This is a genomic window from Streptomyces sp. NBC_01485 (assembly GCF_036227125.1).
In the GTDB taxonomy this organism is placed as follows: domain Bacteria; phylum Actinomycetota; class Actinomycetes; order Streptomycetales; family Streptomycetaceae; genus Streptomyces.
Genome location: NZ_CP109435.1, coordinates 3,555,910 through 3,578,560, shown reverse-complemented (window position 1 = coordinate 3,578,560; position 22,651 = coordinate 3,555,910). Strand labels below are relative to the sequence as shown.

Below are 22,651 nucleotides of genomic sequence, written 5' to 3'. Positions count from 1 at the left end.
TACTTTCTCGGTACTTCCGGGTTTCCCGCCAGCGGAGGTTTCTGTTTCATGAAGCTCACCGTCGTCGGCTGCTCGGGGTCGTTCCCATCCGCGGAATCGGCCTGCTCGAGCTACCTCATCGAGGCCGACGGCTTCCGGCTGCTTCTCGACATGGGCAACGGCGCCCTGGGCGAGCTGCAGCGCCACTGCGGTCTCTACGACCTCGACGCGATCTTCCTGAGTCATCTGCACGCCGACCACTGCATCGACATGTGCGCGTACTTCGTCGCGCGCTACTACCGGCACGACGGCGGGCGCTGCGACCCGCTCCCGGTCTACGGCCCGGAGGGCACGGAGCACCGCCTGACCACGGCCTACGCCGACACGCCCTCGGCGTCCTCCATGAGCGAGGTCTTCGACTTCCACACGGTCAAGCCGTCCACCTTCGACGTCGGCCCGTTCACCGTGCACACGGAACGCGTGGCGCACCCGGTGGAGGCGTACGGCATCCGCGTCGAACACGGCGGCAGGTCGCTGACGTACTCCGGCGACACCGGCGTCAGCCCCGCGCTGGAGGAACTCGCCCGCGACACCGACCTGTTCCTGTGCGAGGCCGCCTTCACGCACGGCAAGGAGAACATCCCCGACCTGCACCTCAACGGCCGCGAGGCGGGCGAGACGGCGAGCAGGGCGGGCGCCCGCAAGCTCGTGCTGACCCACATCCCGCCGTGGACCGACCCCCAGGTCAACCTGGCCGACGCCCGAGCGGTGTTCGACGGCCCGGTGGAACTGGCGGCACCGCGGGCGACGTACGAGATCTAGGCCGGACCAGGTCACGCCGGGCCATGCGAAGGCCCCCGGAGCAGTTCAGGGCTCCGGGGGCCTTCGCATGTGCATCGGCTGTGCGGCTGTGTACGGCTACGCCTTGGTGAGGTCCTCGACCTCTTCCTCGGGCTCGCGGCCCGGGGTGGCGAGGTTCCACCTGACGATGGCGAAGCGGAAGACGCCGTAGTAGATCGCCGCGAACGCCAGGCCGACCGGGATGATCATCCAGGGCTTGGTGGCCAGGTTCCAGTTGAGGAAGTAGTCGATCGCGCCGGCCGAGAAGCTGAAGCCGTGGTGGACGCCCAGGGCCCAGGTGACGGCCATGGACAGTGCCGTCAGCACCGCGTGGATGACGTACAGCGCGGGCGCGATGAACATGAACGCGAACTCGATCGGCTCGGTGATGCCGGTGACGAACGAGGTCAGCGCGAGCGAGAGCATCATGCCGCCGACGGCCTTGCGGCGCTCGGGCCGGGCGGTGTGCGTGATGGCGAGGGCGGCGGCCGGGAGCGCGAACATCATGATCGGGAAGAAGCCGGTCATGAACTGGCCGGCGGTCGGGTCGCCGTGGAAGAAGCGCGGGAGGTCACCGTGCCAGACGGCACCGGAGGAGTCCTTGAAGGTGCCGATCTCCTGCCAGGCCACCGTGTTGACGAACTGGTGCATGCCCACGGGGAGCAGCGCGCGGTTGACGGCGCCGAAGATGCCCGCGCCCACCGCGCCGAGGCCGGTCATCCACTCGCCGAAGTTGGTGATGACGTCGCCGACGGGCTCCCACACCAGGCCGAAGAAGACACCGACGCCGGTGCCGATGAAGGCCATCAGGATCGGGACCAGCCGGCGGCCGTTGAAGAAGCCCAGCCAGTCGGGGAGCTTGGTGCGGTGGAAGCGCTGCCAGGTGACCGCGGCTATCAGGCCCATGATGATGCCGCCGAAGACCTTGGGGTCGTTATAGGTGGCGGCCACGTCCGCGCCCTTGGTTATCTTCGCGTCGCTGATGGGGAACGCGGTCAGGACGTTCTTGTAGACGAGGAAGCCCACCAGCGCGGCGAGGGCGGTCGAGCCGTCGGCCTTCTTGGCGAAGCCGATGGCGATGCCGACGCAGAACAGCAGCGGCAGGTTCGCGAAGACGGCGTCGCCCGCGGTCGAGAACACGGCCGCGACCTTGTTCCAGCCGAGGCCGTCCTTGCCGAAGACGTCGGGCTGGCCGAGTCGCAGCAGGATGCCCGCCGCCGGCAGCACGGCGATCGGGAGCTGCAGGCTGCGGCCGACCTTCTGCAGGCCCTGGAACAGACCGGATCCCCGCTTCTTCGTGGGGGCCGCCGTGGGCGCGGTGGCGGTGCTCATAGACTTCCTCCATCGTGGTGGTCTACACCACTCAGTGGTGTAGACCATGTTCTAGCACGATGAAGGCGGCATAAGGAACCCACTGGTGGCCTATGCCTTGGTGACGTCCTCCCGCTCGTCCTCCGGCTCCCGCCCCGGCGTCTTCAGGTCGAACTTCGTGATCGCGAAACGGAAGATCACGTAGTAGACGGCGGCGAAACACAGGCCGATCGGGATGATCGCCCACGGCTTCGTCGCCAGGTTCCAGTTGATGACGTAGTCGATGAGCCCGGCCGAGAAACTGAAGCCGTCGTGCACGCCGAGCGCCCACGTCACCGCCATCGACGCTCCCGTCAGCACCGCGTGCACCGCGTACAGCGCGGGCGCGACGAACAGGAACGAGTACTCGATCGGCTCGGTGATGCCCGTGACGAACGACGTCAGCGCGACGGAGAGCATCAGACCGCCGATCTCCGCACGGCGTTCCGGCCGCGCGCAGTGCGTGATGGCGAGGGCGGCGGCCGGCAGCGCGAACATCATGATCGGGAAGAAACCGGACGTGAACTGACCCGCCGCCGGGTCGCCCGCCAGGAACATGTTGATGTCGCCGTGCACCACCGTGCCGTCCGGCTTCGTGTAGCTGCCGAACTGGAACCAGATGGGCACGTTCAGGAACTGATGCAGCCCCACCACGAGCAGCACCCGGTTCGCGACGCCGAAGACGCCCGCGCCCCACGCGTCCAGCCGGTCGAGCCAGTCGCTGAAGCTCTCCAGCGCGTCGCCGATCGGCGGCCAGACCCACAGACACAGCGCGGCGAACACGATCGCCACGAACGCCATGATGATCGGCACCAGCCGGCGCCCGTTGAAGAAGCCCAGCCAGTCCACCAGCTTCGTACGGTGATAACGCTGCCAGAAGAACGCCGACAGCAGCCCCATCACGATCCCGCCGAACACCCCCGGATTCTGGAAGGTGAACGCCACCACCGTCTGGTCGACGGTCGCCAGGCAACCGATGTTGGGAATGGCCTTCGACCCGGCGGGACAGTCCTTCGGGAACTGGCGCAGCACGTTGTAGTAGACGAGGAACCCCGCGACCGCCGCCAACGCCGTGGAACCGTCCGCCTTCTTCGCCATGCCGATGGCCACGCCCACGCAGAACAGCATCGGCAGCCCCAACTCGGCGTTGAGCAGCGCCCCGCCCGCGCTGGCCATCACCTTGGAGACGTTCGTCCAGCCGAGCCCTTCGTCCCCGAACACATCAGGCTGGCCAAGCCGGTTGAGGATCCCCGCGGCCGGCAGCACCGCGATCGGCAACTGCAGACTGCGCCCCATCTTCTGCATGCCCTGGAACATGCCGTGCCAGCGCCGGCGGGCGGGACTGATCTCGGTCTCGGCGCTCTCGGCACTCATCGTTTGGCGACCGCCTGTCAGGTGGTGTAGACCAGCTACGGACGATTGGGCTGCTGTGAGGTCATCCTTCGGTACACGCACCGCAATCGCTCGCGAAGTTGGGCCAACTGTGGGTTACTGCGACAAAGCGGTTCGAATCATGATTCGTAGCGCGGGTCGCATCAGGGAACTCGGGAATTCAGGGAGACGGAACATGGCCACCAAGGCTGAGAAGATCGTCGCCGGGCTCGGCGGCCTCGACAACATCGAAGAGATCGAAGGCTGCATCACCCGGCTGCGCACCGAGGTCGTCAACGCCTCGCTGGTCGACGAAGCCGCCCTGAAGGCCGCCGGCGCCCACGGCGTCGTCAAGATGGGCACCGCGATCCAGGTCGTCATCGGCACCGACGCCGACCCGATCGCCGCGGAGATCGAGGACATGATGTGAGCTGAGAGACGAGCCCGCGCGCTCACTCTTCAGGGGCTCTTCCCACTGTGGGAGGAGCCCCCCGCGCTGCTACGGCTAGGCTCAGCGCCATGTCTCGAATCGACGGCCGCACCCCCGAACAGCTCCGCCCCGTCACCATCGAACGTGGCTGGAGCAAGCACGCCGAGGGCTCCGTCCTCGTCTCCTTCGGCGACACGAAGGTCTTCTGCACCGCCTCCTTCACCGAAGGCGTCCCGCGCTGGCGCAAGGGCAGCGGTGAGGGCTGGGTCACCGCGGAGTACTCCATGCTTCCGCGCGCCACCAACTCCCGCGGCGACCGCGAGTCCGTCCGCGGCAAGATCGGCGGCCGCACCCACGAGATCTCCCGCCTCATCGGCCGCTCCCTGCGCGCGGTCATCGACTACAAGGCGCTGGGCGAGAACACCATCGTCCTCGACTGCGACGTCCTCCAGGCCGACGGCGGCACCCGCACGGCCGCCATCACCGGCGCGTACGTGGCCCTCGCGGACGCGATCACCTGGGGGCAGGGCCGGAAGCTGATCAAGGCCGGCCGCCAGCCGCTCACCGGCACGGTGTCCGCGGTGTCGGTCGGCATCGTGGGCGGAGTCCCGCTCCTGGACCTCTGCTACGAGGAGGACGTCCGCGCCGAGACCGACATGAACGTCGTCTGCACCGGCGACGGCCGCTTCGTCGAGGTCCAAGGCACCGCCGAGGCCGAGCCGTTCGCCCGCGACGAGCTCAACTCCCTGCTGGACCTGGCCGTTTCCGGCTGCGCGGAACTGACTGTCGTGCAGCGCACGGCACTTGATACGGTCCTGGAAAAGTAAAGGGAACACCAAGAGGGGCGGCGGGCGCGAGCAACCGGCCCGCCCGTCCCGGCGTCTTGGGCAGTACACGGCGCAGCGCGTCACCGGGGCCTCCTGGGCCTGGCAAGGGAGGAACACCGTTATGTCCACGGCCGCCAGCCGACGCCCGCACCGGCGTCGTCGTACCGTCATCGCCACCGCCACGGTGGCCGTCGCCCTCACCCTGGGGCTGACGACGACCGGCTGCGACGCAGTCAACAAGGCCCTGGACTGCGTCCAGACCGCCGACTCCATCGCCGACAGCGTCACCGACCTCCAGCAGGCCGTGGAGAACGCCGCGAACGACCCCACGCAGACGGAGGCGTCGCTGACCTCCATCGAGAACAGCCTCGACAAGATAGGCGACAAGACGGACAACACCGACGTCAACAAGGCGGTGGACGACCTCCAGACGGCCGTCGGCAACGTCCGTACGGCCGTCAAGGCCGGCGACAACACCCCCGACCTCAGCCCGGTCACGGACGCGGCGGGCGAACTGACGAAGGTCTGCACCCCGTAAGACCCGTAAGACCCGTAAGAGACGCCGGGGGAACTGGGGATACTGAACCCCATGACCCGCCTGATCCTCGCCACCCGCAACGCCGGAAAGATCACCGAACTCAGGGCGATCCTCGCCGACGCAGGCCTGCCCCACGACCTCGTCGGCGCGGACGCCTACCCCGACGTCCCCGACGTCAAGGAAACGGGCGTGACGTTCGCCGAGAACGCCCTCCTCAAAGCCCACGCCCTGGCCCGCGCGACGGGCCTCCCGGCGGTCGCCGACGACTCGGGCCTCTGCGTGGACGTTCTGAACGGCGCCCCCGGCATCTTCTCCGCCCGCTGGTCGGGCACCCACGGCGACGACCGGGCGAACCTGGACCTGCTCCTCGCCCAGCTCTCCGACATCGCGGACGACCACCGCGCCGCCCACTTCGCCTGCGCGGCGGCCCTGGCCCTCCCGGACGGCACGGAGCGAGTCGTCGAGGGCCGGCTGCACGGCACACTCCGCCACACCCCCACCGGCACGAACGGCTTCGGCTACGACCCGATCCTCCAGCCGGACGGCGAGACGCGCACCTGCGCGGAACTGACGGCAGCCGAGAAAAACGCGATCAGCCACCGCGGCAAGGCGTTCCGGGGACTGGTGCCGGTGGTGCGGGAACTGTTGGGCTGAGGACTACCCACCAGCAAGGTCCGGATTGCGGAAGTCGCACGCCGGACCTTGCCAGTGAAGGTAAGTGCGGCCTGAGGGATTCGAACCCTCACGGGATTTCTCCCATCGCGCCCTAAACGCGAGGCGTCTGCCGTTCCGCCAAGGCCGCTGGCCGCCCGTCGTCGAGCGACGGGTGCCTGCAAGTGTACGGGGATCCGCGCCTATCCGGCGAGCGGCGTTCTCTCTTTCCGCCGGCACCACGTCTCCGTCAGCGCATGGCGATTGGGGCACAAGTAACGCAGGTTCGCTTCGCGATTGTCCCGCCAGTTTCCCGTAGAGAGGACGACGAGGCGGCAGCTTCCGCGATAGCGGCGTCAGGATATTTACGTCATGGGCTGCGCTTGGTGAATCGGCTCGTATCGAGTGCGTGGCGTGTGACGTGCGCCTGCAACACCCGCCGTTGGCCGCCACTCGGCTCGAGACCGAGCCGCCGCATCAGATCGACCCAGTTGCGCGCCTCGGCGACCTGCGGCGTGAGCCTTTCCTTGCTGTATGCGTCCGATCGTTCGGCTGTCTTCCGCACGTTCCTGCCCCCTCCGTCCCCGACCACCCGTTCGTGGTCTCGTGCGGAGTAACGAACCGTTTATCGGACAGTCGCGCCCGGAACGTGAAGCGGCCCGCCCCGGGACACCCCGGGACGGGCCGCTCGTCGGTGGAGGCAGGGGGTCAGATGCCCAGGTCCTTGATGATTTTGGCGACGTGGCCGGTTGCTCGGACGTTGTACAGGGCGTGTTCGATCTTGCCCTGTTCGTCGACGACGAACGTGGAGCGGATGACGCCCAGGTACGTCTTGCCGTAGTTCTTCTTCTCGCCGAAGGCGGCGTACGCGTCGAGGGCGGTCTTGTCGGGGTCGGCCAGGAGGGTGACCTTCAGGGACTCCTTGTCGCGGAACTTGCCCAGCTTCTCGGGGGTGTCGGGGGAGATGCCGATGACGTCGTACCCGGCGCCGGTCAGCAGGTCGAGGTTGTCGGTGAAGTCGCAGGCCTGCTTCGTGCAGCCGGGGGTCAGGGCGGCCGGGTAGAAGTAGACGATGACCTTGCGGCCCTTGTGGTCCGACAGGGACACCTCGTTGCCGTCGGCGTCGGGGAGGGTGAAGGCCGGGGCCACGTCCCCGGGCTGGAGTCGCTCGCTCATCGGGCCAGCGTAACCGGGGGTCCTGACCGTGCGGCGACGGGCGGAGCTGACAGACTGTCCGGAACAAGACACAGCTGACTTCGGAGGCCTTACCGTGGCGGAGACGTCGGACACCAGAACCCCGGCGCAGATCGAGGCGGACATCAGGGCCCGCCGCGAGGTGCTGGCGGAGACGCTGGACGAGATCGGGGTGCGGGTGCACCCGAAGACCATCGTCGGGGACGCCAGGGCCAAGGTCGTCGCCAACGTCGATCACACCCTCGGGAAGGCCTACGTCCAGGCCAACCGGGTGGTGAGCGAGGTGAAGGCCCAGTTCGTCGATGAAGACGGTGCGCCTCGACTCGAGCGGGTCGTGCCGGTCGCGCTCGTCGTCGTCGGGGTCGTGGGGCTGCTCGTCCTCGGCGGACGGCGGCGCAAGGGCTGATCACGCCGACCCCCGCGCGCTCACGGAGCCGCTTCGGGCAGGTAGGTTCAGTGGTGTGAGCGCCAACAGAAACGACCACGGTCCCGAGCACGACAAGCTGCCCATCCGCATGCTGCACGACCGTGTGCTCGTGCGGCAGGAGGCCGGCGAGGGCGAGCGGCGTTCCGGTGGCGGCATCCTCATTCCCGCCACCGCGGCCGTCGGCCGCCGGCTGGCCTGGGCGGTGGTCGTCGCGGTGGGGCAGAACGTACGGACCGTGGAGCCGCGGGACCGGGTGCTGTACGACCCGGAGGACCGCGCGGAGGTCGAGGTGCGGGGCGTCGCGTACGTGCTGATGCGGGAGCGGGATCTGCACGCGGTGGCGGCCGACCGGTTCGAGGGGTCCGAGGACACCACCGGCCTCTACCTGTAGAACCCTCTACCTGTAGACCAGACCAGAGAACGACAGAACAGCCGAAAGGGCCGGTGACCATCGTCACCGGCCCTTTCCGCTGCCCGATCGGGATACCGGTATCGGTCAGTCCCAGCCCGTGCCCGTGAGTTGGGGGCCCGCTGTCGTTCCCACCGAGTTGCCCGGGTCTCCGGTGGCGCCGTCGGTGGTGGTGCCGCCGTCGGTCGTTCCCCCGTCCGTCGTGCCGCCGTCGGTCGTGCCGCCGTCCGTGGTCTGGCCCGTCGTGCCGCCGTCGGTGGTGGGGGTGCCGCCCGTCGTCGTCCCGCCGGTCGCGTCCCCGGTCGTGCCGCCGGTGGTGGTGCCGCCGTTCGTCTGGCCCTGGGTCTGGCCCTGCGCCTGGCCCGGGGTGCCGGTGTCGCTCGGCGCGCCGCCGCCGGTCTCCTCGGCGGTGGGCTCGTCCTCGGAGGAGGACGGGGACGAGGGGGAGACGGTCTCCTCGCCGCCCGACTGGATCTCGAGGTCGAAGTCCTTGACGGGGGTGCCCTTCAGGGCCGTCTTGGTGAACTGGGCCCAGATCTCGGTGGGCGCGCCGCCGCCGTTGATGCGGTCCAGGCCCATGACGCCCTTGAGGGACTTGTGGTGGGCGGTCTCCGGGTCCTGGCCCATGACCGCGACGACGGTGGCCAGGTCGGGGGTGTAGCCGGCGAACCAGGCGGCCTGGTCCTCCTCGGCGGTGCCGGTCTTGCCGGCGGCGGGGCGGTCGGCGGCCTGGGCGGCGGTGGCGGTGCCGTTCTCGACGACGCTGCGCAGGATCGACGTCGTGGTGTCGGCGGCCTTGCGGCTGACGACCTGCGAGGCCTTCCGGCCGGGCAGCTCCATGACGTCGGAGCCGTCCTTGGTGACCTTGCCGATCAGTGTGTACACGCCGTGCTTGCCGTGGTTGGCGAGGGTGGCGTACGCCTCGGCCATGTCCAGGACGCTGGCGTTGGCCGTGCCGAGGGCGATGGAGGGGTAGGGCTGGAGGTCGGGGGTGCCGGTCGGCAGGCCGAGGGCGATCGCGGTCTGCTTGACCTTGGTCGGGCCGACGTCGACGGCCATCTGCGCGTACACCGAGTTGACCGACTTGTCGGTGGCGGTGCGCACGTTGATGTCGCCGTAGTCGACGTAGTCCTCGTTCTCGGGGGCGTAGGCGCCGCCGGACCAGCCCTGGATGGGGCGCTTGTTGGTGCCGTCGTAGACCGTGTTCGGGGTGATGGTGCGGTTGTCCTGGGTGGTGGAGTCGTTCTCCACGGCCGAGGTGAACACGAACGGCTTGAAGGTGGAGCCGACCTGGAAGTCCCGGCGGGTGGCGTTGTTGGTGTACTGCTTGATGTAGTCGATGCCGCCGTACAGGGCGAGGACCTCGCCGGTCCTGGGATCCACGGCGGCGCCGCCCGCGCGGACGTAGGAGTCGACCTTGCGTTCCTTCGGGTCGAGCTTGGCCATCAGCTTGTCGTTGACGGCGTCGACGAAGGCGTCCTGCTTGGCCTTGTCCAGGGTGGTGGTGATGCGGTAGCCGCCCGCCTCCAGCTCGTCGGAGGTGACGATCTTGTTGTCCTTCAGGTAGTCCTTGATCGCCGTGACGAGGTAGCCGCGCTGACCGGACATGCCGGTGTCGGCGCCGGAGGTCTCCTTGGGCGTGGGGAACTTCATGCCGGTCCGCTTGGCCTGGCTGAGCCAGCCCTTCGTGACCATGCCGTCGAGGACGTAGTTCCAGCGCGCCTGGGCGGCGGCCTTGTTCTCGGGGTGGGCGATGATGTCGTACTCGCTGGGCGCGTTGACCAGGGCGGCGAGGTAGGCGCCCTGGGCGGGGGTGAGCTCGGTGGCGTCTACGCCGTAGTAGGCCTTGGCGGCGGCCTGCATGCCGTAGGCGTTGCGGCCGAAGTAGCTGGTGTTGAGGTAGCCCTCGAGGATGGCGTCCTTGGACTTCTCGCGGTCCAGCTTGATCGAGATGAAGAACTCCTTCACCTTGCGGGTGGCGGTCTGTTCCTGCGCGAGGTAGTAGTTCTTCACGTACTGCTGGGTGATCGTCGAGCCGGACTGCTTGCCCTTGCCGGTCGCGGTGTTCCAGCCGGCCCGGAGCATCGCCTTGGGGTCGATGGCGGACTCGGTGTAGAAGTCGCGGTCCTCGGCGGCGAGGACGGCGTGCTGGGCGTCCTTGGAGATCTGCGCGAGGCTGACGTTCTCGCGGTTGACGGTGCCGTCGCGGGCGATCTCGGTGCCGTCGGCGTAGAGGTAGACGTTGGACTGCTTGGTGGCGAGCGCGTTGGCCGGCGGGATCTTGACCTTCGAGTAGCCGACGAAGAACAGGCCGACGATCACCGCGACGCCGAGGACGAACACGGCGAGCACCATCCGCCAGGTCGGCAGGAGCCGGCGCCAGCCGGTGCGCTTGGGCCGCTTCACCTTCTTGCCCTCCTGGCCGCCGTTGCCTCCCTCGCCACTTCCTCCGTCACCCGCCTCGGGCTTTCCTGGTGCTGCCCAGCCCTCGGGCGGCTGCTTCGGCTGTGGCTCGTCACTCATGTGCTGCAGGACTCCTGTGTCGCGTCGTACGTTCCCGTACGCCTGTAACGCCTCTTACGCCCCGTACGTCTCTTACGCCTCGTACGCGTTCTGCGCCCCCTGCTGAAGACTCTCGCACCGAGCGTTCCGTTCCCGGCAATCGGCGCGCGTTCCGTCACACGCCGTGCCCGGAAAACGCGTGGCACGCGACCGGGTCGGCGCACTAGGCTCGTGCGTTTCGGTGCCGAAGCGCACCAAGGGTGACAATCGGGCGAGGAAGAAGGTTGCCTTGGGATCGGCGCGGTTGTACGCGGCCGTCGCGGCGGGGGGTTTCAGAAGGTACGCGACCTACCGGGTGGCCACGGCGGCGGGGGTGTTCACCAACACCGTTTTCGGCCTGATCCTCGTCTACACATACCTGGCGTTGTGGGACGAGCGGCCGCACCTCGGGGGCTACGACCAGGCACAGGCGGTCACCTATGTGTGGCTGGGGCAGGCGCTGTACGCGACGCTGGCGATCCAGGGCGGCGGTTTCGAGACCGACCTCATGGAGCGTATTCGCACGGGCGACGTCGCCATCGACCTGTACCGGCCGGCCGACCTCCAACTGTGGTGGCTGGCAGGGGACTTGGGGCGGGCGCTGTTCCAGTTGATCGGGCGGGGGGTGATTCCGTTCGCGGTCGGGACGCTGCTGTTCCCGACGGCGCTGCCGGACGATCCGGTGGTGTGGCTGGCGCTGCTGGTGGCGATCGTGCTGGCGATGGTGGTCAGTTTCGCGATCCGGTTCCTGGTGGCGATGAGCGGGTTCTGGCTGCTGGACGGCACGGGCGCGTTGCAGATGCTGATGGTCACGGGCATGTTCTGCGGCGGGATGGCGCTGCCGCTGAACGCGTTCCCGGGGGCGCTCGGCGACGTCGTACAGGCGCTGCCGTGGGCGGCGCTGCTGCAGATGCCGGCGGACCTGCTGATGGGGGAGGCCGATCCGCTGCCGGTCTTCGCGTTCCAGGCGGCGTGGGCGGTGGCGCTGCTGGCGCTGGGGCGGCTGGTGCAGGGCGCGGCGACCCGACGGGTGGTGGTCCAGGGTGGGTGAGGGCGAGGGCGAGCGGGTGCTGGAGGGCGGCCGGGGCCTGGAGGGAGACCGGGTGCCGGAGGGCGACCGGGCCATGGGGGACACCCGGGCCATGGGGGACAGCCGGGCCATGGGGGACAGCCGGGCCATGGGGGACAGCCGGGTGCTGGAGGGGCTGCGGGCCTACCGGCTGATCTCCGGGATGTGGATCCGGTCCACGCTGGCCTACCGGCTGTCGTTCGTGCTGACGGCGTTCGGCGGGCTGCTGGTGACCGGGCTGGACTTTGTCGCGATCTTGCTGATGTTCTCGCAGGTGGACGCGCTCGGCGGCTACACGCTGCCGGAGGTCGCCTTCCTCTACGGTCTCTCGGCCACCGCGTTCGGCATCGCGGACCTGGTGATCGGTTCGATGGACCGGCTGGGCCGGCGGGTGCGCGACGGCACGCTCGACACGCTGCTGGTGCGGCCGGCGCCGGTGCTGGCCCAGATCGCCGCGGACCGGTTCGCGCTGCGCCGGGTCGCCCGGATCACCCAGGGGGCGCTGGTGCTGGGGTACGCGCTGCTGACGATGGACGTCGCGTGGACGCCGGTGAAGGTGCTGCTGCTGCCGTTGACGGTGGTCAGCGGTGCGGGGATCTTCGGCGCGGTGTTCGTGGCGGGCGCCGCGTTCCAGTTCGCGGCGCAGGACGCGTCGGAGGCGCAGGCGGCGTTCACGTACGGCGGCCAGACGATGTTGCAGTACCCGCCGACGGTGTTCGGCCAGGAACTGGTGCGCGGGGTGACTTTCATCTTTCCGCTGGCCTTCGTCAACTGGGTGCCCGCCGCCTATGTGTTGGGGCGGCCGTACCCGCTGGGACTGCCCGCGTGGGCGGCGTTCGCGCCGCCGCTGGTGGCGGTGGCGTGCTGTGCGCTGGCGGGGCTGGCGTGGCGGGCGGGGCTCAGGTCGTATCGGAGTACGGGGAGTTGAGTTGAGCGTGACCGGCACGGGGTTCGACGTGGGATCCGACACGGGATTCGATACGGGGTTCGACATGGGATACGACATGGGGTTCATCGAGCTGGACCGCGTCGAGAAGGTCTTCGACGTGCGCCGGAAGACCGGCTTCCTGAAGCGGGAGACGCGGCAGGTGCGGGCGGTCGACTCGATCTCCTTCACCGTGGCGCGCGGCGAGATGGTCGGCTACATCGGGCCGAACGGCGCCGGGAAGTCGACGACGATCAAGATGCTGACGGGGATCCTGACCCCGAGCGGCGGCCGGGTGCGGGTCGCGGGCATCGACCCGTCCCGCGAGCGGACGCGTCTGGCGCACCGTATGGGGGTCGTGTTCGGTCAGCGGACGACCCTCTGGTGGGACCTCCCGCTCATCGACTCCTACCGGCTGATGCACCGCATGTACCGCATCCCGGACGGCCGTTACCGCGAGAACCTCGACCGGCTGGTCGAACTCCTCGATCTGTCCGCCCTGTTGGACGTCCCCGTACGCCAACTGTCGCTCGGCCAGCGGATGCGCGGCGACATCGCGGCGGCGCTGCTGCACGATCCCGAGGTGCTCTACCTCGACGAGCCGACGATCGGCCTGGACGTGGTCTCCAAGTCGCGGGTGCGGGAGTTCCTGCGGGAGCTGAACACCGAGCGCGGCACGACGGTGCTGCTCACCACGCACGACCTCCAGGACATCGAGCAGTTGTGTTCCCGGGTGATGGTCATCGACCACGGCCGTCTGGTCTACGACGGTGCGCTGGCCGGGCTGCACGAGGCGGGGGAGAGCGAGCGGACCCTGGTGGTGGACCTTGCGCGGGAGCTGCCGCCGGTCGAAGTGGGGGAGTCGGCGCGGGTGGTGAAGGTGGACGGTCCGCGCCAGTGGCTGGCGTTCCCGGCGTCGGAGTCGGCGGCTCCGCTCGTCGCGCGGATCGCGGCGGAGTATCCGCTGGTCGACCTGTCGGTGCGGGAGCCGGACATCGAGGCCGTCATCGCCAAGATGCTGTACTCGATGGGCGACGCCCCCAAACCCCCGCCGGATCGGGAGGCCGGGCGGGAAGCCGATAGGGAGGCAGATCGGGAGGCGGGGCGTGAGGCCGATCGGGAGGTCGGGCGGGAGCCCGTAGTGCCCGGGGCCGGGACCTCGTAGGCTGTTGACATGACCGACGACGACGCAGTCCCGGGTCTCCCCGACGCGGTCCCGGGTCCCTCTGACGCAGTCCCGGGTCCCTCCGACCTCCGCGCCTCCGACGCCGACCGTGAGCGGGTCAGCGAGGTCCTGCGGGACGCCCTCGCCGAGGGCCGTCTCGACATGGTGGAGTTCGAGGAGCGGCTGGACCAGACGTACAAGGCGCGCACGTACGGCGAGTTGGCGCCGATCACCCGGGACCTGCCGGTCGCCGGGGTCGTGCCGCCGCCGGTGGTGTCGCTGAGCAAGGAGCCGTCGGAGGAGGGGAGTTGGACCGGGCGGATCGTGGGCGGCGAGGGGACGTCGTCCTGGGCCGTGGCCGTCATGTCGGGCTTCCAGCGCAAGGGCCGCTGGACGGTTCCCCGGCGCTTCACCTGCGTCGCCTTCTGGGGCGGCGGGGAGATCGACCTGCGCGAGGCGGACTTCGCCGCCGGTGAGGTCGAGATCAACTGCGTGGCGATCATGGGCGGGGTGCAGATCACCGTGCCGCCGGGCGTCGAGGTGGTCGTCCGCGGCATCGGCGTGATGGGCGGCTTCGACCAGGGGGACACGGGCGTCCGGGGAGACCCGGGGGCGCCGCGGGTGGTCGTCACCGGGTTCGCCTTCTGGGGCGGGGTCGGGGTGGAGCGCAAGAAGACGCGGGCGGCGCGTCGGCAGGAGAAGCTGGATCGCAAGGCGGAGATGCGCGAAGCGCGCTCCAACTTCCGGGACGAGATCCACGGCGCGCACCAGCGGATGCTGGACAGCCACAAGGACCTGCTGCGGGGAATCGGACACGGGCCTCAGGGGGAACGGCAGGAGCGGCGGGAACGGCGCTACGAGGAGTAGCGCCGAGTAGTACCGCGCAGCCGCTACAGCACGGCGCGCGCCGACCCCTCCGGCTCCTCCCGGCGCTCCAAGACCTCCAGGCCCTTCAGCTCCGTCAGGTCGACCGTCCCGGCCATCTTCCGGTAGCCCCGGTCGCTGGGGTGCAGATGGTCGCCCGAGTCGTACTCGGCGCGCAGGCCGCGCGGGTCGTACGGGTCGCGCAGCGCCTTGTCGAAGTCGACGACCGTGTCGTACACCCCGCCCGCCCGGATCGCCGCGTTGACGCGCTGCCGTACGGCCTCGCGGGCGCCGGTGTAGCCGCGGTGGCCGCGGAACGGGGTGAGGGTGGCGCCGACGACCTTGACGCCGTGGGCGTGGGCGCGGTCGGTGAGGCCGCGCAGGCCGTCCACCACGGCCTGCGGGTCGGCGAGCCGCCGGCCGCGCAGGATGTCGTTGATGCCGAGGTCGATGACGACGGCCTTCACGTTCGGCCGGTCGAGGACGTCCCGTTCGAAGCGGTCGAGGCCGGCCGGGCCGCGCAGCGGGTCGTCGACGAGGAGCCGGTTGCCGCTGATGCCCGCGTTGACGACGCCGTAGCGGGGCGTGGCCCGGCCGCCGGTGGTGGAGGTGGAGGTGGCGGCGATGGCCCGCAGCCGGCCGGCGAGGACGTCGGGCCAGCGGCGGTTGGCGCCCGGGGTGGAGGTGACGCCGTCGGTGATGGAGTCGCCGAGGGCGACGACGGTGCCGTCGGCCTCGCCGCCGAGCACGTCCAGCGCGGTCAGGTAGCGCCAGTACGCGCTGGTCCCGGTGAACGCGGCGCCGGTGACGTCCTCGGTGGACTCGCCGTCGGCGACGTAGCTGGTCTGCCGGGCGCGCGGGTGGAAGGTGACCGGGCCTGCGGAGGTGGGGGAGTAGGTGCTGACCAGGACGTCGGCGTCGGGCGGGACGGGGACGGCGGTGGCGTCGCTGACGGCCTGTCCGCCGGCCGGGACGACGACGGTCGTGGCGCCGCCGAAGGTGAGCCGGCGCAGGGTGGCGGGGTCGGCGGCCGCGCTGTGGCCGGTGCCGACGGCGACGGCGAGGGTGGCGTGGGTGATGGTGAGGGGGCGGGTGCCGTAGAGGTTGGAGAGCGTGACGCGGGCGCTCGTGCCGCCGACGCTGGTGTGCACGACGTTGCGGACCGTGCGGCCGGCCATGCCGTCGGTCTCGGTGCCGGGTTCCCCGCCGGCCGGGGCGGCGGCCCAGGTGCCGACCCAGACGCCGGTCGAGACGGGGGCGGCGTCACCGGTGCCGGGGGCCGCGGCGAGGGTGTCCCCGGTGCGGCGGTGGCCGGGGCCGTGGTCGGCGGCGGCTCCGGCTCCGGCGTATATGGCGGCGGACAGGGCCACGACCAGGGCGGCGATCGCGGACAGCAGCACGCAGTGCCGTGTGGGGGACACCCCCACACCCCCGGTGTGATGCCTGGTCATGCGGGTGCGTGTCTCCTCGGGCGAAGGGGAGCCCGAGGCTCCGGAACAGTGCGTGAGTTCACCGAACGGTGCGGAATTTCACCGAGCGGTGCGGGAATTCACCCTTGAGCGCGGTTTATCTCTTGATAGCTCTCGTAGATCTCCCGTTTTGAGAGACGCCGGGAACTCTTGTTCTGTTCCAGGAGTCGGTCAGGAAGGGACAATGTGTGCGGGATCACCGAACGGGTGGAGCAAATGGAACGTAGCGAAGCGACGGCACCGGACGGGACGACGTCCTATCGCGCCATGAACTCCTTCACCCCGGCGGACGAGGAGCGGCAGCGCGGGGTGCGCCGGATGAAGATCACCGCGGCCGGGCTGCTGCTGTTCGTGGCCGTGGTGTACGTGCTGGCCGAGTGGGCCGCCCATGAGGGCGCGGGCGCCTGGGCGGGCTATGTGGCGGCGGCCGCGGAGGCGGGCATGGTGGGCGCGCTCGCCGACTGGTTCGCGGTCACGGCGCTCTTCCGCCACCCGCTGGGCCTGCCCATTCCGCACACCGCGATCATCCCGAACAAGAAGGACCAACTGGGCGTCTCGCTGGGCGAGTTCGTCGGCGAGAACTTCCTCTCCGAGGACGTCGTACGGCAGCGGCTGCGTTCGGTCGGCATCGGCACCCGGCTGGGCGCGTGGCTGGCCGAGCCGGAGCACGCCGACCGGGTGACGGCGGAGCTGGCGACGGCGCTGCGGGGCGCGCTGACCGTGCTGCGCGACTCGGACGTCCAGGCGGTGGTGGGGGAGGCGATCACGCGCCGGGCGGACGCGCAGGAGATCGCGCCGGGCATCGGGAAGATGCTGGACAAGGTCGTCGCGGACGGCGGTCACCGGCGGGCCGTCGACCTGGTGGTGACCCGGGCGCACGACTGGCTGGAGCTGCACGCCGACTCGGTGATGGACGCGGTGGAGGGCGGCGCGCCCGGCTGGACCCCGCGGTTCGTCGACAAGCGGATCGGCGAGCGGGTCTACAAGGAGCTGCTGCGCTTCTGCGCGGAGATGCGGGACATGCCCTCGCACCCGGCCCGCGGCGCCCTGGACCGCTTCCTCACCGACTTCGCCTCCGACCTGCAGTCCGACACGGACACCCGGGCGCGGGTGGAGCGGCTCAAGGTCGAGGTGCTGGGCCGGGGCGAGGTCCAGGACCTGATCGCGTCGGCCTGGACGGCCGTCCGCTCCATGATCGTCGCGGCGGCGGAGGACGAGCGCAGCGAGCTGCGGCTGCGCGTGCGGGCCTCGCTGCTGTCGCTGGGCGCGCGGATGGCCACGGAGCGCAAGGTCCAGGAGAAGGTCGACAGCTGGGTCGAGGGCGCGGCGGTGCACGTCGTGACGACGTACCGGCGCGAGATCACCTCCCTGATCACCGACACGGTCGCGGGCTGGGACGCGGAGCACACCACCCGCAAGATCGAGGCCCACATCGGCCGTGACCTGCAGTTCATCCGGATCAACGGCACGGTGGTGGGTTCGCTGGCCGGGCTGGTGATCTATACGGTGGCGCGGTCGCTGGGGGCGTGAGCGGCGCGGCGTGTCCTTTGCCGACCTCACCGGCGCGGGCAAGGTCGGCGACATGGGGTCTCCGGGAGTCCGGGGCCTTCGGGAGTTCAGGGTCTCCGGGTGTCCAGGGTCTCCAGGTGTCCAGGGTCTCCGGGGGCCGGGGCCTTCGGGAGGCCGCTGCTTACTCCGCTCCGTCCCGGGTCCGTCCCCGGCGGCGCAGCAACAGGAGGCCGCCGGCCAGGGCGGTGAGGCCGGTGGTGGCGGTCCAGGCGACGAGGTCGGTGGAGCCGGTGGTGGCGAGGTCACCGCGCTTCCCGGCGGCGGACGCGGCGTTGGCCGGGGTCGTCGAGGCTGTCGGGGTTGTTGAGTTCGCCGGGTTCGCCGGGGTCGTCGAGGCGGAGGGTGTCGCCGACGCGGCCGAGTCGCCCGAGCCGCCGGCGGCGCTGGAGCTGCTGAAGCCGCCCGTGCCGCCGGGGGTCGTCCTCGTCGCGTCCCGGGTGAACGCCAGGGTGCCGAAGCCGAGTTGGTCGTAGCCGCCGCTGTTGGGGCCGTAGTCCCCGCCGCCGCCCTCGGGAGCGGCCTTGGCGGCGATCCGGGTGAGGTAGGGGGCGGACAGTCCCCGGCGTTTGGTGTAGTGGTTGGCGATCATCGCCCAGATCGGGCGGGTCATCGTCGGGTCGACGCCGGCCGCGTCGGCGGCGGTCTCCTTGCCCGACCAGCCCCCGATCGCACCCTTCCTGCGGGTGTTGGCGGTGTAGGTCACATCGCCGCCGAGGCTCCACTTGGCCACGTACTGGGCGCCCTTGAGGAAACGGCTGTCGTCGTAGCCGTAGAGGTCGATGCCCTGGTTCCAGGCCATCTCGCAGAAGGTGCCCATGAGGCCGACGCCGAGCAGCGCGTGCCCCTGGTCGCGGCCGGCCTCCAGCCACTCGGCGAGGCCGTCGTCCTCGTGCACGACGGGGATGGCGTTCTTGACCGCGCCGAGCCCGGCGCCGCTCTTGAAGTACTCGACGGCCCGCTCCACCTGGGCACGGTCGTCGCAGAAGATGCCGGTGGCCAGGACGCAGGCCATGGCCGTGAGGTCCCAGTTGGGCCAGTAGTTGGTGACGACGGCGTTGTTGTGGTTGGTCAGGAAGCTCTCGCTGGCCGGGGCGAAGACGGTGGTCAGCATCTTCTGGAAGCGTTCGAGCTCGAAGCCGGCGTGGTCGCGGACGAGTTCGGCGGCGTTCGCGAACTGGTAGCCGTACAGCCCCGCCGCGAGGAACCGGTCGGCCGAGCCCTGCACCGAGGTCAGCGTCGCGGACCAGGCGTTGAGGATCGCGACGGCCGTGTCGGCGTACGCGCTCTCGCCGCCGACGTGGAAGCGGAGGCCGTTCTGGTAGGCGGCGTGGATGTCGTTGTAGAGGGTCCGGTAGTTCTGGGGCGCGCCCGAGCCCCGGTACACGATCGCCTGCGGGTTGGCCGCCCAGCCGCTCTGCGCGTGCCGGTTGGCGGTGAGCTTGGCGTACCCGGCGGTGTAGGGCGCGGCGCCGGCCTTCACCTTGGCGGCCATGCGCGCCAGGTCGGTGCCGGTGTGCAGGAGGCCGGGGTGCGCGTAGCCGGCGGCGGTCGCGGGCGGGGCCGCGGTCGCCGCCGGGGCCGCGGCGACACCGATGGCGGTCGCCCCGGCGGCCACACCCGTGGCCTTCAGCATGCTCCGGCGGCTGAGGCTGGTCTGCGGAGGTAGAGGTCGAGTCAGGTGCATGCCCGGGAGACGGACGGGGGCCGGGACCGATAACGAAAAAACCCGGACCGTCTACGCCCCGGTCGTCGACCCCGGCCGCACGATCATCAGGACCGTCACCGTGGCCCACAGCAGGTTGAACACCCCGGTGAACATGGCGAGTTGGACGGTCGCCTCCCGTGCGCCCCGCCCCTCGACGAGCACTTCCTGCCGGGGCAGGACGAGGACCAGCAGCACCCCTGCGGCCAGGACGGTCAGCACGATCGACACGATGAGCCACGGGTCGCCCATCACCCCCATCGCGCCCGCCGTGGCGAACCCGAAGACGGGGACGGCGATGCCGACGGCCGCGTACACCTGGCAGATGCGGTGCAGCAGCCGTACGGTCTCGCTCGCGCGCACGTCGTCGGGCGCGGCCAGAGCGCGGCGCGCGGCGGGCGGGAACATGCTGGCGGCGACGGTGACGGGTCCGACCGCGACGATCGCGGCGAGAACGTGCACGGCGAGAAGAAACTTGGTCACGGCCCGACGCTAGGCGGCACGGGGATCATGCAGAAGTGGCAGAAATGCCAGAGGGCAACGGGTTCTGGCCAGGGGGTGCGTGTGACTGGCGGGTACCCGGGGGCGACGGGCACCTGAGGGGCGACGGGAAGCCGGGGCCCGGTGGACAGACACCTGGGCTCGGTGGGCACCGGGCCAGCGGGGACGCTGTGGCGTGGCGTCCAGGGGCGGCCGGGGCCGGGTACCAGTTCCGCGAATGTGACACCTCCGGCAGCAAGTGTCACATTCACAGCCGACAGCATCCCGGGTCCGGGTCCGGGTCCGGGTCTGGGGCCGGGCCTCCGGCACGGGCTCACCAAGCACCGGAGGCCCGGACCCAGACGGAATTCGGAATTCGCCAACAACATCCGACGGCTACCGGAGGTCTGGCCGCTCTGCCACCCGGGCTCGGCGGGAATCCGTCGTATGCCTACGCTCTCGCCATGCACACCGTCGCCGTACTGGCCCTGGACGGGGTCGTCCCGTTCGATCTGTCCGCCCCGATCGACGCCTTCGGCTGGGCGCGGCTGCCCGACGGGCGGGCGGCGTACCGGGTGCGGGTCTGTTCGCCGTCCCCGTCCCGGGAGGTGAGCGCGGGGGCGTTCACCGTGCGGGCGCCGTACGGGCTGGAGGCGCTGGCCGAGGCGGACACGATCATCCTGCCCGGGGTCGCGAGCCCGCCCGAGACGCTGCCGGACGGCGTCGCGCAGGCGTTGCGCGACGCGGCGGCGAACGGCACGCGCATCGCGTCGGTCTGCGTCGGCGCGTTCCTGTTCGCCGCGACGGGCCTGCTGGACGGACTGCGCGCTACGACGCACTGGGTCGCCGCGCGGGACCTGGCCGAGCGCTACCCGAAGGTGACCGTCGACCCGAACGTCCTCTACGTCGACAACGGCCAGTTCCTCACCTCGGCGGGCGCGGCGGCGGCGCTGGACATGTGCCTGCACATGATCCGCCACGACTACGGCTCGACGATCGCCGCACAGGCGGCCCGGCTGTCGGTCATGCCGCTCGAACGGGAGGGCGGCCAGGCTCAGTTCATCGTCCAGGACCTCTCACCGGCACCCGCAGGGGCGACCCTCGAACCCCTGCTGACCTGGCTGGAGGACAACTGCGGCAGCGATCTGACACTGGACCGGATCGCCGAGCGGGCCGGCCTGAGCACCCGCACCCTCAACCGCCGCTTCCGCGAACAGACCGGCACGACACCGCTGCGCTGGCTGCACCGCGCGCGGGTGCGGCGCGCCCAGTACCTGCTGGAGTCGACGGCGCACCCGGTGGAACGGATCGCCGCCCAGGCGGGTTTCGGCTCCCCGACAGCCTTCCGCGAACGCTTCCGGACGGTGGTGGGCACAAGCCCCCAGGGGTACCGGCGGGCGTTCCGTTCGAGGACGACTTCGGGGGCGACCTTGGGTGCAGCATCGAGGGCGAACTCGGGTGCGGTTCAGGAGTAGGGCAGGCGTGACGCGAGCATGATCGCCTGGGTGAAGATCGGATAAGGTGACGCGCCGTGGCACGCGCAAACGCGTGAACCGTGGCACGTACGTACTCGGGGGGATCTGCACGTGAACACCGGCCACCCGGGCCGCACCGGCGCGTTCCGCGCCCTGCCCAACCCGTTCGCCGTCGCCTCGGCACTGGCCGAACCCTCCCGCGCCGACCGGGTGGACGACCCCACGGTCCGCGTCCTGCAGTGGGCCCGGACGGCGGTCGGGGTGGCCGCGACGGTCTGGCTGCTGATGGCGTACCCGCTGCGGAAGGGCGGCGAGAAGTTCGTCATGGACAAGCTGGAGGACCTGCTGACCGGCTGCGGGATCACCTTCGGTACGGCGCTCGTCGCCGTGACGGCGTTCATCTCCGCGGCCCGCTCACCGCTCGGCGGCGTGTACGCGCGTCGCCTGCTGGGCCCGCTGCTGACCGTGTTCGCGATCGTGCTCGGCGCCGGAGTGTGCTGGTTCCTGGTCCGGCTGCTGAAGGGCGAGATCATCACGCCGTCCGACTTCGGCGACCACGGCATCCTCTTCGGCATCCTGCTGATCGTGGCGTTCGTCCTCGGCACCCTCGCCTGCGCCGCCGCGCTGCTCCTCGCGATCCCCGTCACCGTGGCGGCCCTGGTCTACGCCTTCAACTCCTGCTTCCGCCTCGGCGACGTGCACGACCTGCTGCCGGCCTTCATCTCCCCGCTCCTGGTCTGGTCCCTCTTCGGTCTGGGCCTGTTCGACGACCCGGAGGTGGCCGCCCCGCCGCTCGTCCTCTACGGCTTCCTGGTGGGCGGCCCGCTGTCGGTGACCCTGCTGTCGGTGTGGGAGATACGACGCCTGCGCCGCCGGCACGGCGTGACGCTGCGGTCGGCGCTGGGACGGTAGACCTCGGCGGGTAAGCGGCCCTCGCTGGAGCAGCCGCCCAAGGTGGGCCGGGACCGCGGACGTTTCAGGAACGCCGGTCGGCGACCGCCCACGACACGACCGCGACCGCGCCCGCCACACCGAACACCGACGGCCAGGCCCCCACCTTCTTCGCCAGCGGATGCGACCCCGCGAAGGCGGCCACGTACGCCACGGTCAACGCCCCCGCGGCCGCCCCGCCCGCCTCCCGCCGCCACTGCCGCGCGGCAGCGGCCCCCGCGACGGCGAGCACGACCCCGCCCAGCGGCCGCTTCTTCGTCCACCGGGCCACCCCGTACCCACCGACCAGCCCACCCGCGGCGATCACCGCACCGGGAACCTTCACCATGTCCGCCTGCCTCCTGCCCTGATACGTCCGTCTCCTGAGCGGTTACGAGGCTAACGCTGAGAAGAAAAGCAGCCGCAAGCGCGTCCCACCGTTCCTA

The 22,651-nt window shown here is 70.5% G+C and carries 23 protein-coding genes and 1 tRNA gene; 14 read left to right on the top strand and 10 right to left on the bottom strand.

Annotated features, from left to right (window positions below):
• Positions 1-48 precede the first annotated feature (48 nt).
• On the top strand, positions 49-801 hold the full coding sequence (locus tag OG352_RS16420; RefSeq protein ID WP_329217768.1) for an MBL fold metallo-hydrolase: 753 nt from the start codon (positions 49-51) through the stop codon (positions 799-801).
• 96 nt (positions 802-897) lie between these two features.
• Here OG352_RS16420 and OG352_RS16415 read toward each other — a convergent pair whose 3' ends face one another.
• Both OG352_RS16415 and OG352_RS16410 read right to left on the bottom strand, forming a co-directional pair.
• Complete coding sequence (locus OG352_RS16415) at positions 898-2,151, bottom strand: PTS transporter subunit EIIC (RefSeq protein ID WP_329217767.1); 1,254 nt, start codon at positions 2,149-2,151, stop codon at positions 898-900.
• A gap of 90 nt (positions 2,152-2,241) precedes the next feature.
• Positions 2,242-3,543 (bottom strand): PTS transporter subunit EIIC, encoded by a 1,302-nt coding sequence (locus OG352_RS16410; RefSeq protein ID WP_329217766.1) that lies wholly within the window; start codon positions 3,541-3,543, stop codon positions 2,242-2,244.
• 193 nt (positions 3,544-3,736) lie between these two features.
• On the opposite strand from OG352_RS16410, the gene OG352_RS16405 reads away from it, so the two are divergent.
• The 4 genes from OG352_RS16405 (at position 3,737) to rdgB (ending at position 5,989) form a co-directional block, all read left to right on the top strand.
• Positions 3,737-3,970: a PTS glucose/sucrose transporter subunit IIB gene (locus OG352_RS16405; protein WP_329217765.1), complete on the top strand. Its 234-nt coding sequence runs from the start codon at positions 3,737-3,739 to the stop codon at positions 3,968-3,970.
• Between the two features lie 89 nt (positions 3,971-4,059).
• Positions 4,060-4,797: a ribonuclease PH gene (gene rph, locus OG352_RS16400; RefSeq protein WP_329217764.1), complete on the top strand. Its 738-nt coding sequence runs from the start codon at positions 4,060-4,062 to the stop codon at positions 4,795-4,797.
• Positions 4,798-4,918: 121 nt separating this feature from the next.
• Positions 4,919-5,335: a hypothetical protein gene (locus OG352_RS16395; protein WP_329217763.1), complete on the top strand. Its 417-nt coding sequence runs from the start codon at positions 4,919-4,921 to the stop codon at positions 5,333-5,335.
• Between the two features lie 51 nt (positions 5,336-5,386).
• Positions 5,387-5,989 carry an RdgB/HAM1 family non-canonical purine NTP pyrophosphatase gene (gene rdgB, locus OG352_RS16390; protein ID WP_329217761.1) on the top strand — a complete coding sequence of 201 codons (603 nt, stop codon included), beginning with the start codon at positions 5,387-5,389 and terminating at the stop codon, positions 5,987-5,989.
• Positions 5,990-6,054: 65 nt separating this feature from the next.
• Here rdgB and OG352_RS16385 read toward each other — a convergent pair.
• The 3 genes from OG352_RS16385 to bcp all read right to left on the bottom strand — a co-directional run bounded on the left by OG352_RS16385 (position 6,055) and on the right by bcp (position 7,162).
• Positions 6,055-6,137: transfer RNA gene (locus OG352_RS16385), tRNA-Leu, on the bottom strand.
• Between the two features lie 219 nt (positions 6,138-6,356).
• Positions 6,357-6,551 (bottom strand): hypothetical protein, encoded by a 195-nt coding sequence (locus tag OG352_RS16380; RefSeq protein ID WP_329217760.1) that lies wholly within the window; start codon positions 6,549-6,551, stop codon positions 6,357-6,359.
• Between the two features lie 143 nt (positions 6,552-6,694).
• Positions 6,695-7,162: a thioredoxin-dependent thiol peroxidase gene (bcp, locus tag OG352_RS16375; protein ID WP_329217759.1), complete on the bottom strand. Its 468-nt coding sequence runs from the start codon at positions 7,160-7,162 to the stop codon at positions 6,695-6,697.
• Between the two features lie 94 nt (positions 7,163-7,256).
• On the opposite strand from bcp, the gene OG352_RS16370 reads away from it, so the two are divergent.
• Both OG352_RS16370 and OG352_RS16365 read left to right on the top strand, forming a co-directional pair.
• Positions 7,257-7,586: a DUF3618 domain-containing protein gene (locus OG352_RS16370; protein WP_329217758.1), complete on the top strand. Its 330-nt coding sequence runs from the start codon at positions 7,257-7,259 to the stop codon at positions 7,584-7,586.
• Between the two features lie 109 nt (positions 7,587-7,695).
• Positions 7,696-7,998: a co-chaperone GroES gene (locus tag OG352_RS16365; protein ID WP_443072482.1), complete on the top strand. Its 303-nt coding sequence runs from the start codon at positions 7,696-7,698 to the stop codon at positions 7,996-7,998.
• 105 nt (positions 7,999-8,103) lie between these two features.
• On the opposite strand, the gene OG352_RS16360 is transcribed toward OG352_RS16365, so the two are convergent.
• A complete protein-coding gene (locus tag OG352_RS16360) occupies positions 8,104-10,539 on the bottom strand; it encodes a transglycosylase domain-containing protein (protein ID WP_329217755.1) in 2,436 nt (811 codons plus the stop codon).
• Positions 10,540-10,807: 268 nt separating this feature from the next.
• On the opposite strand from OG352_RS16360, the gene OG352_RS16355 reads away from it, so the two are divergent.
• From OG352_RS16355 to OG352_RS16340, 4 genes are all read left to right on the top strand, one after another.
• Positions 10,808-11,608: an ABC transporter permease gene (locus OG352_RS16355; protein ID WP_329223853.1), complete on the top strand. Its 801-nt coding sequence runs from the start codon at positions 10,808-10,810 to the stop codon at positions 11,606-11,608.
• 109 nt (positions 11,609-11,717) lie between these two features.
• The gene (locus OG352_RS16350; RefSeq protein WP_329223852.1) at positions 11,718-12,554 is read left to right on the top strand and encodes an ABC transporter permease; all 837 of its coding nucleotides are present in this window, start codon (positions 11,718-11,720) and stop codon (positions 12,552-12,554) included.
• 64 nt (positions 12,555-12,618) lie between these two features.
• Complete coding sequence (locus tag OG352_RS16345; protein WP_329223851.1) at positions 12,619-13,716, top strand: ABC transporter ATP-binding protein; 1,098 nt, start codon at positions 12,619-12,621, stop codon at positions 13,714-13,716.
• A 9-nt stretch (positions 13,717-13,725) separates the two neighbouring features.
• The gene (locus tag OG352_RS16340; protein WP_329217753.1) at positions 13,726-14,583 is read left to right on the top strand and encodes a DUF1707 SHOCT-like domain-containing protein; all 858 of its coding nucleotides are present in this window, start codon (positions 13,726-13,728) and stop codon (positions 14,581-14,583) included.
• A 23-nt stretch (positions 14,584-14,606) separates the two neighbouring features.
• Here OG352_RS16340 and OG352_RS16335 read toward each other — a convergent pair whose 3' ends face one another.
• The gene (locus tag OG352_RS16335) at positions 14,607-16,031 is read right to left on the bottom strand and encodes an SGNH/GDSL hydrolase family protein (RefSeq protein WP_329217751.1); all 1,425 of its coding nucleotides are present in this window, start codon (positions 16,029-16,031) and stop codon (positions 14,607-14,609) included.
• A 204-nt stretch (positions 16,032-16,235) separates the two neighbouring features.
• Between OG352_RS16335 and OG352_RS16330 the strand changes: the two genes are divergently transcribed.
• Positions 16,236-17,579: a DUF445 domain-containing protein gene (locus OG352_RS16330; RefSeq protein WP_443072286.1), complete on the top strand. Its 1,344-nt coding sequence runs from the start codon at positions 16,236-16,238 to the stop codon at positions 17,577-17,579.
• Positions 17,580-17,739: 160 nt separating this feature from the next.
• Here OG352_RS16330 and OG352_RS16325 read toward each other — a convergent pair whose 3' ends face one another.
• Both OG352_RS16325 and OG352_RS16320 read right to left on the bottom strand, forming a co-directional pair.
• Entirely contained in the window at positions 17,740-19,251 is a 1,512-nt protein-coding gene (locus OG352_RS16325; protein ID WP_329217749.1) for an alginate lyase family protein, read from the bottom strand.
• Positions 19,252-19,353: 102 nt separating this feature from the next.
• Entirely contained in the window at positions 19,354-19,803 is a 450-nt protein-coding gene (locus OG352_RS16320; protein WP_329217748.1) for a hypothetical protein, read from the bottom strand.
• Between the two features lie 461 nt (positions 19,804-20,264).
• Between OG352_RS16320 and OG352_RS16315 the strand changes: the two genes are divergently transcribed.
• The gene (locus OG352_RS16315; RefSeq protein ID WP_329217747.1) at positions 20,265-21,275 is read left to right on the top strand and encodes a GlxA family transcriptional regulator; all 1,011 of its coding nucleotides are present in this window, start codon (positions 20,265-20,267) and stop codon (positions 21,273-21,275) included.
• Between the two features lie 111 nt (positions 21,276-21,386).
• On the top strand, positions 21,387-22,187 hold the full coding sequence (locus OG352_RS16310) for a hypothetical protein (protein ID WP_329217745.1): 801 nt from the start codon (positions 21,387-21,389) through the stop codon (positions 22,185-22,187).
• A 64-nt stretch (positions 22,188-22,251) separates the two neighbouring features.
• Here the strand turns inward: OG352_RS16310 and OG352_RS16305 are convergent, their stop codons facing one another.
• Complete coding sequence (locus OG352_RS16305; protein WP_329217744.1) at positions 22,252-22,554, bottom strand: hypothetical protein; 303 nt, start codon at positions 22,552-22,554, stop codon at positions 22,252-22,254.
• Positions 22,555-22,651: the final 97 nt, after the last annotated feature.

What these genes read in the sequence shown, in the direction of transcription:
- OG352_RS16420 (WP_329217768.1), top strand. Translation starts at nt 49, where the DNA reads ATGAAGCTCACCGTCGTCGGCTGCTCGGGGTCGTTCCCATCCGCGGAA.
- OG352_RS16415 (WP_329217767.1), bottom strand. Translation starts at nt 2,151, where the DNA reads ATGAGCACCGCCACCGCGCCCACGGCGGCCCCCACGAAGAAGCGGGGA.
- OG352_RS16410 (WP_329217766.1), bottom strand. Translation starts at nt 3,543, where the DNA reads ATGAGTGCCGAGAGCGCCGAGACCGAGATCAGTCCCGCCCGCCGGCGC.
- OG352_RS16405 (WP_329217765.1), top strand. Translation starts at nt 3,737, where the DNA reads ATGGCCACCAAGGCTGAGAAGATCGTCGCCGGGCTCGGCGGCCTCGAC.
- rph (WP_329217764.1), top strand. Translation starts at nt 4,060, where the DNA reads ATGTCTCGAATCGACGGCCGCACCCCCGAACAGCTCCGCCCCGTCACC.
- OG352_RS16395 (WP_329217763.1), top strand. Translation starts at nt 4,919, where the DNA reads ATGTCCACGGCCGCCAGCCGACGCCCGCACCGGCGTCGTCGTACCGTC.
- rdgB (WP_329217761.1), top strand. Translation starts at nt 5,387, where the DNA reads ATGACCCGCCTGATCCTCGCCACCCGCAACGCCGGAAAGATCACCGAA.
- bcp (WP_329217759.1), bottom strand. Translation starts at nt 7,162, where the DNA reads ATGAGCGAGCGACTCCAGCCCGGGGACGTGGCCCCGGCCTTCACCCTC.
- OG352_RS16365 (WP_443072482.1), top strand. Translation starts at nt 7,696, where the DNA reads ATGCTGCACGACCGTGTGCTCGTGCGGCAGGAGGCCGGCGAGGGCGAG.
- OG352_RS16360 (WP_329217755.1), bottom strand. Translation starts at nt 10,539, where the DNA reads ATGAGTGACGAGCCACAGCCGAAGCAGCCGCCCGAGGGCTGGGCAGCA.
- OG352_RS16350 (WP_329223852.1), top strand. Translation starts at nt 11,718, where the DNA reads ATGGGGGACAGCCGGGCCATGGGGGACAGCCGGGTGCTGGAGGGGCTG.
- OG352_RS16345 (WP_329223851.1), top strand. Translation starts at nt 12,619, where the DNA reads ATGGGATACGACATGGGGTTCATCGAGCTGGACCGCGTCGAGAAGGTC.
- OG352_RS16340 (WP_329217753.1), top strand. Translation starts at nt 13,726, where the DNA reads ATGACCGACGACGACGCAGTCCCGGGTCTCCCCGACGCGGTCCCGGGT.
- OG352_RS16335 (WP_329217751.1), bottom strand. Translation starts at nt 16,031, where the DNA reads ATGACCAGGCATCACACCGGGGGTGTGGGGGTGTCCCCCACACGGCAC.
- OG352_RS16325 (WP_329217749.1), bottom strand. Translation starts at nt 19,251, where the DNA reads ATGCTGAAGGCCACGGGTGTGGCCGCCGGGGCGACCGCCATCGGTGTC.
- OG352_RS16315 (WP_329217747.1), top strand. Translation starts at nt 20,265, where the DNA reads ATGCACACCGTCGCCGTACTGGCCCTGGACGGGGTCGTCCCGTTCGAT.
- OG352_RS16305 (WP_329217744.1), bottom strand. Translation starts at nt 22,554, where the DNA reads ATGGTGAAGGTTCCCGGTGCGGTGATCGCCGCGGGTGGGCTGGTCGGT.